General features: G+C 62.6%; 9 protein-coding genes and 1 pseudogene. 4 read left to right on the forward strand and 6 right to left on the reverse strand.

Annotation, left to right across the window (positions count from 1 at the left end):
* The 5 genes from MOV61_RS24680 to MOV61_RS24700 form a co-directional block, all read right to left on the reverse strand.
* The coding region (locus MOV61_RS24680) for a copper homeostasis protein CutC (RefSeq protein WP_309493854.1) at positions 1-149 on the reverse strand (149 nt) is incomplete at its 3' end.
* Positions 150-206: 57 nt separating this feature from the next.
* Positions 207-1190: an ROK family protein gene (locus MOV61_RS24685; RefSeq protein ID WP_247138484.1), complete on the reverse strand. Its 984-nt coding sequence runs from the start codon at positions 1188-1190 to the stop codon at positions 207-209.
* Entirely contained in the window at positions 1187-2053 is an 867-nt protein-coding gene (locus MOV61_RS24690) for an ABC transporter permease (RefSeq protein ID WP_247138485.1), read from the reverse strand. Before MOV61_RS24690 ends, MOV61_RS24685 begins: the two co-directional genes overlap by 4 nt.
* The gene (locus MOV61_RS24695; RefSeq protein ID WP_247138486.1) at positions 2053-2973 is read right to left on the reverse strand and encodes an ABC transporter permease; all 921 of its coding nucleotides are present in this window, start codon (positions 2971-2973) and stop codon (positions 2053-2055) included. The genes MOV61_RS24690 and MOV61_RS24695 overlap by 1 nt, the downstream gene beginning before the upstream one ends.
* Positions 2974-3060: 87 nt before the next feature.
* Entirely contained in the window at positions 3061-4596 is a 1536-nt protein-coding gene (locus MOV61_RS24700) for an ABC transporter substrate-binding protein (protein WP_247138487.1), read from the reverse strand.
* A 135-nt stretch (positions 4597-4731) separates the two neighbouring features.
* On the opposite strand from MOV61_RS24700, the gene MOV61_RS24705 reads away from it, so the two are divergent.
* Both MOV61_RS24705 and MOV61_RS24710 read left to right on the forward strand, forming a co-directional pair.
* Positions 4732-5874: an ROK family transcriptional regulator gene (locus MOV61_RS24705; protein WP_247138488.1), complete on the forward strand. Its 1143-nt coding sequence runs from the start codon at positions 4732-4734 to the stop codon at positions 5872-5874.
* Between the two features lie 9 nt (positions 5875-5883).
* On the forward strand, positions 5884-7326 hold the full coding sequence (locus MOV61_RS24710) for a M81 family metallopeptidase (protein WP_247138489.1): 1443 nt from the start codon (positions 5884-5886) through the stop codon (positions 7324-7326).
* Between the two features lie 666 nt (positions 7327-7992).
* Here the strand turns inward: MOV61_RS24710 and MOV61_RS24715 are convergent.
* Positions 7993-8667, reverse strand: a complete 675-nt coding sequence (locus tag MOV61_RS24715; RefSeq protein WP_247138490.1) for a GntR family transcriptional regulator — start codon at positions 8665-8667, stop codon at positions 7993-7995.
* Positions 8668-9005: 338 nt separating this feature from the next.
* On the opposite strand from MOV61_RS24715, the gene MOV61_RS24720 reads away from it, so the two are divergent.
* Together MOV61_RS24720 and MOV61_RS24725 are read left to right on the forward strand one after the other, a co-directional pair.
* Positions 9006-10133 (forward strand): BMP family ABC transporter substrate-binding protein, encoded by a 1128-nt coding sequence (locus MOV61_RS24720; RefSeq protein ID WP_247138491.1) that lies wholly within the window; start codon positions 9006-9008, stop codon positions 10131-10133.
* A 23-nt stretch (positions 10134-10156) separates the two neighbouring features.
* Positions 10157-10498 (forward strand): annotated as a pseudogene (locus tag MOV61_RS24725) (ABC transporter permease); the annotation flags it as partial.

Genomic DNA, 10498 nt, shown 5'->3' on the forward strand with positions numbered 1-10498 from the left:
GCCTTGGCGGCAAGCGCGATCATGCCGGGCGGCGGCGTCAGTCCGCCGACATCGAGTGCGGCGCAGAGTTCGATGCGATCAGCGCCGCCGGCGATGGCGGCCGCCAGACCTTCGGGACTATCGACGCAGACTTCGAGCAGGATGGACAGGATCAGTCTCCTTGATGACTGGCACTCTCGTAACAGCAGGCGCCCCTGAAAGGTACTCTAGTGACCTTGAACGGCACTCTGATGGCCGAGCACGGCGGCGCCGACCAGCCCGCCGTCCTCCTGCCGGAGCGCCGGTGTCACCAGCGGGTGATCGAAGCGGTTGAGGATACGCTTGCGCACCGCCCGGTCGAGCGCATCGATGAGCGGCGTGACCGAGGCAAGCCCACCCCCGACCGGCACGATCGAGGCGCCGGTGACATTGACCGACAGCGCCAGCGGATCGGCGATCAGTTCGAGATAAACGGCAACGGTCCTAGCTGCCCTCGCCTCGTCCGCCTGCCAGTCTTCGAGGATCCGATAACTCGTCTCCTCGCAGCCATGCAGGAAATGATGCAGCCGCTCGATGCCGCGCGCCCCGCCGATCGTGTCGACGCAGCCGGACTGGCCGCAGCCGCAGGAAAAACGCGGAATATGCAGCGTCTCGCCATCGAGTTCGACACTGGTGTTGAGGATCGGGCCATGGCCCCATTCACCGGTGACGCCGCCAGCACCACGCACCAGCCGTCCGTCGATCGCAAGCCCTCCACCGATGCCGGTCCCCATGATGGCGCAGAAAACCACCGAATGACCACATCCAACACCCTCGTTGGCTTCGGCAAGCGTCAGGCAGTCAGCGTCATTGGCTGCCAGCACCGGTCGTCCGAGGATGGCAGACAGTTCGTCGCCGATCCGCCGCCCAGTAATGCAGGGAATATTAGCCGAGGTCGCAACCTCCGTCCGAGGATCGATGAGGCCGGCAATCGACAGCGCCAGCGGCGAACCGGGATCGCCCGATTGGGCATTACGCTCGATGAGCCCCGAGAGAGAGACTGCAAGATCGTCCCAATTCGCGGCCGGCGTCGCCACCTTGTCGAGCGGCACCAGCGCGCCGGGTGCCGGCGAGACCGCGAATTTCATGAACGAACCGCCGATATCGACGCAGAAGACCGGCTTTGCCGGCCCGACCGGGCCTGTCGTGCGGGGTGTGGCGGCAATGCTCATTTGCGCGGATCCAGCAGGTCGCGCAGGCCATCGCCGAGAATGTTGAAGCCGAGCACGGTGATCATGATCGCCAGCCCCGGAAACAGCGACATCCAGATGTTGAGGCCGAGATAGTTGCGGCCGTCGCTCATCATCGCGCCCCACTCGGGAAGCGGCGGCTGGGCGCCGAGGCCGAGGAACGACAGGCTTGCGGCCGACAGGATGACCGTGCCGGCGGTCAGCGTCGACTGCACGATGATCGGCCCGATCGCATTGCGCAGGATATAATGGCTCATGATGCGGCGGCGCGAGATGCCGAGCGAGACGGCGGCTTCGACATAGTCCATGCCCTTCAGGCCGAGCGTCAGGTTTCGGCTGAGGCGGGCGTAGACCGGCACGGAGAAAATGGCAATGGCGATCAGAAGGTTGATCAGGCTGCTGCCGAGCACGCTGACGATCAGGATGGCGAGCACGATGCCCGGAAAGGCAAACAGGATGTCCATCGTCCACATGATCGCCTGGTCGACATAACGGCCGCTCATGCCCGACAGGATGCCGAGCGGCACGCCGACCAGCACGGCAAGGCCGACGGCCAGGACCACTTCAAGCAATGAGATGCGCGCCCCGAAAATGACGCGGGCAAAAATGTCGCGGCCATTGTCGTCGGTTCCGAACGGATGCGCCAGTGACGGCGGCTCCATGGTCGCCAGCAGATCCTGCATATAAGGGTCGGCAGGTGCGATCAACGGCGCGAAGACGGCCGCAAGAACGATGATGCCGATCAGCAGGCCACCGAGCGTGATACTGCGATGCGTCGCCATCCAGCGGAGCCCCCTGAGAAACGCCGGCCGGCGCGGTACGATATCGGTGTCAACGGACGCCATCAGTCGAACCTTATCTTGGGGTTGAGGATAGCGATCAGCAGTTCGGCGAGGAAGTTCATCATCACCACGCCGGTGACCGCCACCAGCGTCACGCCCTGGATGACCGGATAGTCGCGATAACGCACCGCATCGACCAGAAACCGTCCGATACCCGGCCAGTTGAAGACGGATTCGGTGACCACCGCACCGCCCATCAGGCTGCCGAAATTCAATCCGACAATGGTGATGATCGGCAGCAGCGCGTTGCGCAGCGCATGGCTCCAGTAGATGTTCCTCGGCAGGACGCCCTTGGCATAGGCGGTGCGGATATAATCCTGGCTCATCACCTCGATCATGCTGGAGCGCGTCATGCGGGCGATCACCGCCGTGGGCAGCACGGCCAGCGTGATCGACGGCAGGATGAAGCTTTTCCACGAGCTGGCGCCGAGCAGCGGCAGCCAGCCGAGCTGCACCGAGAACGTATTCATCGCCATCAAAGCCAGCCAGAAATTGGCGATCGAGGCCCCGGCGATTGCGAGGATCATCACGAACTGGTCGGGCCAGCCGTGCCGGTAGATCGCCGCGATCATCCCGGCCGGCACGCCGATGCCGATGGCGATCAGATAAGCGGTGATCGCCAGCCCGATGGTGAACGGCAGGCGTTCGCCGATTTCGGCGACGACCGGCAGTTTGGACTTGATAGACGTACCGAGATCGCCCCTTACCGCCCCATAGGCAAACGAGGCATATTGCGCCGGCAGGCTGCGGTCGAGGCCGAGCCGAACGGTCATGTTGTCGACGGCTTCCTGCGTCGCTTCCGGTCCGGCCATCAGCCGCGCCGGATCGCCCGGCAGGGCACGGATGGCCACGAAGACCAGCAGCGAAACGCCGACGAGGATCAACGGCAGAGCCAGCAATTTCTTGAGGATATAGGCTTTCATGCGCCTGTCCTGGAGCTCGGTTTCCTAGCCCCATGTTTCATAAAAGGAAACGGCGGACGGTTTTCTCCATCCGCCGTGCTGTTGACATTACTTCTTGGCGTCCTTGACGACGATCAGGCCACCCGGGATGACCCAGGCACCCTTGACGCTGGCGCGCGTCGCAAACAGGTCCTGCTTTGTATAGAGCAAAACATGCGGAGCCTGATCGTTTACTTGCTTCTGGGCATCGACATAGATCGCGTTGCGCGCCTTTTCGTCGAGCGTCGAGGCGGCCTTGTCGATCAATTCATCGAGCTTGGTATCGGAGAAGAAGCCGAGGTTGGCGCCGGCCGGCGACGCGCTCTTCGAGTAGTAAAGCGGGCGGAACTGCAGGTCGGCGCCGTTGACGCCGGAAGACCAGGAGGCGATCGACGAACCGATATTGTCCTTCTCCTTGCCGGCCGGATCCTGGAAGGCCGCCTTTGACCAGACGCCGCCTTCCATCTTGCGCACGTCCAGCTTGACGCCGGCCTTGTCCCACATCGCCTGCAACAGTTCGCCGATCCGGGCTTCCTGTTCCTGTACGATGGTCGACATCGCGAAACCGTCGGGATAACCGGCCTCCTTCAGGAGCTGCTTAGCCTTCTCGAGATTGTACGGATAGGGGTTCAGCGTCTTGTCGTAACCGGGAGTGACCGGGGCAAGCGGCGAGTTGGCCGGCGTCGCATAACCGTTCATGAACGCCTTGACGAGGCCTTCGCGGTCGGTCGCGTAGTTCAGCGCCTGGCGCACGCGAACGTCGTCGAGCGGCTTCAGCTTGGTATTGAGCGAGACCCAGAACACGGCCGACCCGTCGGTCGTCGAGAGCTTCATCTCGGGGTTTGCCTTGACCTGTGCAGCAAAGGCGGCCGGGAACGGATTGATGACGTCGGCATCGCCCGTCTGCAGGGCCATGTTCATGACCGAAGGCTCACCGGTCCAGGTCCACTTGATCTGGTCCTCGCCCTTCGGCGCGCCGCCCCACCAATCGGAATTCTTGGCCTGCAGCACATATTCGCCGGACTTGTATTCCTGCAGCTTGTAGGGACCGGTGCCGACGGCCTTGGAGCCGATCGTGCCGGCCGCGTCGGCGGTCGGGCTGACCATCAGGCAGGGGCCGGTCGTGAGCAGCGCGAGGAAAGCCGGATACTGTGTCTTCAGCTTGAACTGGACGGTCATCGGATCGACGGCGGTGACGCCTTCGAGAAAGGTGCGCAACCGGCCGCTGGCGGCAAGGCCGCGCTTGGTATCGAGGTGGCGGGTGAAATTCTTGACCACGGCGTCAGCATCGAAGGCCGTGCCGTCATGAAACTTGACGCCCGGACGCAGCTTGAAGGTCCAGACGAGACCGGAAGCATCCGCCGACCATTCGGTGGCGAGCGCGGGTTTAAGCGACAGATCGGGATCGCGCTTGACGAGGCCTTCATAAATCGGGTCGAGCAGGGCTGCGGTATAGGTCGCGGTCTGGTCGCCCGGATCCATGGAGCGTGGAGCTTCGGTCTGCATCACGTTGAGCGTCGCGGCACTCGCCGCAACCGGAAACGCGAGGCTGCCCGCAACCGCACAGGCGAGCGCGAAATGGCGACTTTTCAAGAACATGGTCATGGTCGTTCACCCTTGGTTTTGTTGACACGAGGGCGGTCATTGCCGCCTTAGATCATTTTTATAATTTATTGGCGTTGATTTGTTCATTTTCTGAACTTAGTGTCAACCCACCTTCACAAACAGAAAACAGCTGCCTTGAACGCTCCGCTCACCTCCTCCCAGCGCCAGCTCGTACGCGTCATCAGCGAGTCCGGTCCGCTCAGCCGGACCGAGATGGCGAACCTGCTGGGCCTGAGCAAAGCGGCGATGAGCGGCATTGCCCGCGACCTGATCGACCTCGGGGTGCTGCACGAGACGGAGACGGTTTACGGCCAGGGCCGCCCATCGGTCCGGCTCGACCTGCATCCGGAATGCGCCTTCTTCGTCGGCATCTCGCTGCTCGAAGACCCGGCGCCGATGATTCTCAGCGACCTCAACGGCAAGATCATCGCCCGCCAGTCGATGCCGCTGTCACGCGATCCGCATGTAATTGCGCAGGCGATCACCGAGGGCCTGCCGAGCCTGCTCGAAGCCCATCCGGACGCCCGGGAAAAGCTTTCGGGCATCGGCGTCGCCCTGTCCGGCTTCGTCGACGAATCCCAGGCCAATTGCGTGCAGTCCACCCTGCTCGGCTGGCAGGACGTGCCGCTGGCAAAGATCATCCGCGAACGCTCCGGCGTCGAGACCTTTATCGAGAACGACGCAAAGGCGGTCGCCGTCAGCGAAAAACTGTTCGGCAGCGCCCGCGAGATCCAGAGTTTCAGCGTCGTCTCGCTTGGCGACGGCATTGGCTGTGCCCATTTCATCGACGGCAAGCTTTATCGCGGCAATCACGGCGGCGCCGGCGAAATCGCCCATTGCACCATCGAGCCTGGCGGCGCGCCCTGCCGCTGCGGCAAGCGTGGCTGCCTCGACACCGTCTCCTCGATGAAGGCGATCAAGGAAATGTCACGCGCCGAAGGGCTCGAATGCACCTCGCTGTCGGATATCGAATACGAGGCATCGACAGGCAACGCCGCCGCGATCCGCATCCTGCACCGCGCAGGTTCGGCACTGGGGCTTTCGATCGCCAACCTCATCCAGATCAACGACCCCGGCCTGATCCTGATCACCCATGTCGAAGGCTCGTTCGACGGCCTGTTCGGCACGGTGGTCAACCAGGCCATCGAAACCAACGTGCTGCCGCGTTACGCCGGCCAGACGCCGATCCGCATCAAGCGCGTCGATGGCGATGTCTGGGCCCGCGGTGCCGCCAGCATCGCAGCCCATAATTTCCTGATCGGCCCAAACTCCAACTGAGGTTTTTCCATGCGTATTGCTGTCGGCGGCATCCATATCGAATGCAGCACCTACAATCCGGTTCTCAACGAGGAAAAGGATTTTCGCATCGTGCGCGGCGATGACCTGACCGCTGCCCCCTATTTCGCCTTCCTCAAGGACTACGGCGCCGAATTTCTGCCGACCATCCATTGCCGCGCCATTGCCGGCGGCCCGGTTTCCCGCTCCACCTACGAACGCTTCAAGGCCGAATTCCTCGACCGGCTGAAACCGATGCTGCCGCTCGACGGCCTCTATCTGGCCATGCACGGGGCCATGTATGTTCAGGGCATGGAGGATGCCGAGGGCGACTGGATCACCGCCGCCCGCGACCTGGTCGGCCCGGATTGCACGATCTCGGCCAGCTACGACCTACACGGCAACGTCAGCCAGCGGATCATCGATGCGCTCGACATGTATTCCACCTACCGCACCGCGCCGCATATCGACGTCGAGGAGACCATGCGCCGCTCGGTGAAAATGCTGGTCGAGAGCCTCAAGACCGGCGTCAAGCCGGTCCTTCTCTGGGCACCGATCCCGGTCGTATTGCCCGGCGAGCGCACCTCGACGGTCGATGAGCCCGCGAAAAGCCTCTACGAGATGATGCCGGAAATCGATGCGATCGACGGCGTCTGGGATGCCTCGCTGATGGTCGGTTACGTCTGGGCCGACGAACCGCGCGCCACCGCCGCCGCGATCATGACCGGCACCAACCGCGCGGTCCTTGAGCGCGAGGCCAGGCGTGTCGCAAAAGCCTATTGGGATGCGCGCAGAAAATTCGTGTTCGGCTGCGAGACCGGTTCGATTGAGGATTGCGTCGACAAGGCGATCGCCGCCAAGACTGCTCCGGTGGTTCTTGCCGAATCCGGCGACAACCCGACCGGCGGCGGCGTCGGTGACCGCGCCGAGGTGCTGGCCGACCTGATCGCGAAAAAGGCAACCGGCGTCGTCTTCGCCGGTATCGCCGACAAGGCGGCGACAGAGGCCTGCTACGCAGCCGGCGTCGGCGCCGAACTCGACCTCTCGATCGGTGCAACGCTCGACACGATCGGTAGCCAGCCGGTCAAGGCGAAGGTCAAGGTCCAGTTCCTCCACGACACGGCAGACCTTGCCGATCGCCAGGCGGTCGTCGCCATCGACGGCATCGAACTGGTCCTCTCGGCCAAGCGCCGTCCCTACCACTATATCGCCGACTTCACCCGCCTTGGCCTCGACCCGAACAGCGCCAAGATCATCGTCGTGAAGTCCGGCTATCTCTCCCCAGAATTGGCCCCGATCGCCAACCCGAACCTGATGGCCCTGTCACCGGGCGTCGTCGACCAGTTCGTCGAGCGCCTGGAACGCCACCGCAAGCTGAAGCCGACCTACCCCTTCGACAAGGATTTTGCCTACGAACCGCAGGTGTTTGTCTCGGCGCGTTCGGCGGCGCGGTGATTTCAGAGGCCTGCGGACCAGATCGGCAATCTGCGAAGTTCTCGATCATTCGACCAGCCGCCGCCATAAACTCCCTCGTCCCTGTGCTTGTCACAGGGATCCAGTGCACCCAAGTCCTTGGGTGCGAAAGAACTCTTCTCACGGCGCAGACGCGCCGTGGCTGGAGTCCTGTGACAAGCACAGGAATGAGGAATCGGAGGCTGGCGCTCAATCACCAAAGGTGACGCCGAAAGTGCCTCCGCCTTGCTCATTTGCCCCGACGATCCACTCGGTACAAGAACAGCGCCTCCAAAACGGGGACGCTTTCAGCACTTCTGAAAAATTCCCCCACCGGCGTTCAAACACTTAGCCGCTTTCGCTTCCCCGTCCGTCCCCGCCTCCGCAATCGCTCGCATAATCCCCCGGTCATCGGATGGGAAACCGGGTTCGCGAACCGGCCGCATCATCCGGCTCGCAAGGTCCGGTTTCCGGTGACGGTCGAGGAAGCGGTTCAAGGGGCCTGACAATCCCCGGAAACGCAAAACGGCCGGGGCAGGCGGAAAGCCTGAATACCCAATACCCCGAAATACCCCGCCTGCCCCATTCCCGCCCAAACGGAACCGCCGGATTTTCATCCGTGCGGCCAAAAGTGCTTGAAAAAAGGAGGCTGCGGTGTTGACCGCCCGCCTACTCCCCAGCCGTCGCAAACACCGCGCTGGCGTCACTGACGATCGCCACATGCGAATAGGCCGCCTGCCCTGCCGCGACCGTATCGGCACGGATGATCGCGGTGACGATCTGATCGTGCTCCTCGTAGGATTTCGCAAGACGCCCCGGCAGGCGGAATTGCGCCCGACGGAAAGGGGCAAGCCGCGCCCGCGTCTGGGTCACCATTTCGAAGACGTGGTCGTTATGGGCGCCGCGATAAAGCCTTGTGTGGAATTCGGTATTGTGCGCCGCGTATTCCTCTTCCGCGCCTGCATGCACCAGCCGCATCGAGCCGCGATGGTCGAGCTCCAGCGCCCGCCGCTCGTCCACCGTCATCCGCTCCGCCGACAGCCGCGCACAGATGCCCTCGAGCTCCGCCATCGCCTCGAACATCGAATGGAGATAGGTGCCGCTCACATTGGTGACGACCGCGCTGCGGTTCGGCTCGCGACCGACCAGGCCCATCGCTCCGAGTTCGCGCAGGGCCTCGCGCACCGGCGTGCGGGAAACCTCGAAACGCGAGGCGAGCGAGATCTCGTCGAGCTTCTCGCCCGGCAGGAGAGCGCCGGTGACGATCATGTCGGCAATCGCCCGCACCATCTGCTCGACGGTGGTTCCGGTACGGATGACTTCTCTGCGCCTGACCTGCTTCACGGGACGATTCTACTTGACCTTACAATTTGCATACAGATGCCGTTCCGGACTCGATAAGTCAAATAACGCCGCCAACGTCGCGTTAATTTTCAGCTTTCCGATGTCGGGAAGCTGCACCGGCAATTGCCGTATTGCCCCTCCGGCGGATTGCTGAACAAATAATAACTATTGATTATTTCTTAAGCGGAAAGGCGATGAATCTGTATGCACTTTCCACTACAGATTTTCTTTATTCCGAAATTTATGTTAAATAACAAAGATTTGAGTTCTGGCACGCACATTGCATGCACTTTATCGTACCCGTTCGAAACCGGCCCAGAGCCGCAAGGAGCATGCCGATGACCAAACTCCTTCCCATGAACCGCCGCAACTTTCTCCAGGCTTCCGCTGCCGGCCTGGCCGCCGGCACCGTGCCCGGCCTGTTCGGCTCGCAGGCCATGGCGCAGACCGCGCTCACCGTCGGCTTCATCTATGTCGGCCCGAAGGACGACTATGGTTACAACCAGGCGCATGCCGAGGGTGCGGCCGTCATCAAGAAGATGCCCGGCATCACGTTGGTCGAGGAGGAAAACGTTCCGGAAACCGTCGATGTCCAGAAGACCATGGAATCGATGGTCAACCTTGATGGCGCCACCCTGCTCTTCCCGACCTCGTTCGGTTATTTCGACCCCCATATGCTGGCCATGGCCGCGAAATACCCAAAGATCCAGTTCCGCCATTGCGGCGGTCTCTGGCAGGAGGGCAAGAACCCGATGAATACCGGCTCCTATTTCGGCTATATCGGCCAGGGCCAGTATCTGAACGGCATTGCCGCGGCTTACGCGACCAAGAGCAAGAAGATCGGTTTTGTTGCCGCTAAGCCCATTCCGCAGGTCGTCCAGAACATCAATTCCTTCCTGCTCGGCGCCCGCTCGGTCGATCCGACGATCACCTGCCAGGTGATCTTCACCGGCGAATGGTCGCTCGCCGTCAAGGAGGCCGAAGCCACCAACGCGCTGGTCGACCAGGGCGCCGACGTCATCACCTGCCATGTGGACAGCCCTAAGGTCGTCGTCGAAACCGCCGCCCGTCGCGGCGCCTTCGTCTGCGGCTACCATGCCGACCAGAGCGCGCTTGCCAAGGATAAATACTTGACCGGCGCCGAATGGGCCTGGGGCAATGTCTATACCAACTTCATCAAGGCGGCCCAGAGCGGCGGCAAGCTCGGCAATTTCGTCCGCGGCGGCCTGAAGGACGGCTTCGTCAAGATGAGCCCGCTCGGGCCCGCCGTCTCCGCCGAAGGCCGCAAGAAGTTCGAGGCGACGCTTGCCGAAATCATGTCCGGCAAGTTCTCGGTCTTCAAGGGCCCGATCAAGGACAACAAGGGCAATGTCGTCGTCACCGCCGGCACCGCCTTTGCGGAGGATGCGATCGAGCTCGAAAGCATGGGTTACCTGGTCGAGGGCGTCGTCGGGTCCACGTCCTGATCTCGAGGTGAAGGAGAAGCGCCATGACGGTCGAAGCGAACGATCCGGGACTATCGATAGCAACGGGGAGCGGAGCTTCGCTGCGCCCACTCCTCGAATGGCTGGCGCGACGGGCTGAGCCCGTGGCGATCGGGCTGGTGGCGATCCTGATCGGCCTGGCGCTTTTCTCCCTCTTCATCGTGGCGATCGGCAAGTCGCCTGTCACCCTTTTCCAGCTCATGTACACGGGCGGTTTCGGAAGCTGGTTCTCGATCCAGAACAGCCTTTCCCGCGCCGCTCCCCTGCTGCTGACCGCGCTCTGCGTGGCGCTGCCGGCAAGGCTCGGCCTCGTCATCATCGGGGCTGAAGGTGCCGTCGTGCTCGGC

Origin of the sequence: Neorhizobium sp. BETTINA12A, assembly GCF_023006485.1 — a bacterium.
GTDB lineage: Bacteria > Pseudomonadota > Alphaproteobacteria > Rhizobiales > Rhizobiaceae > Neorhizobium.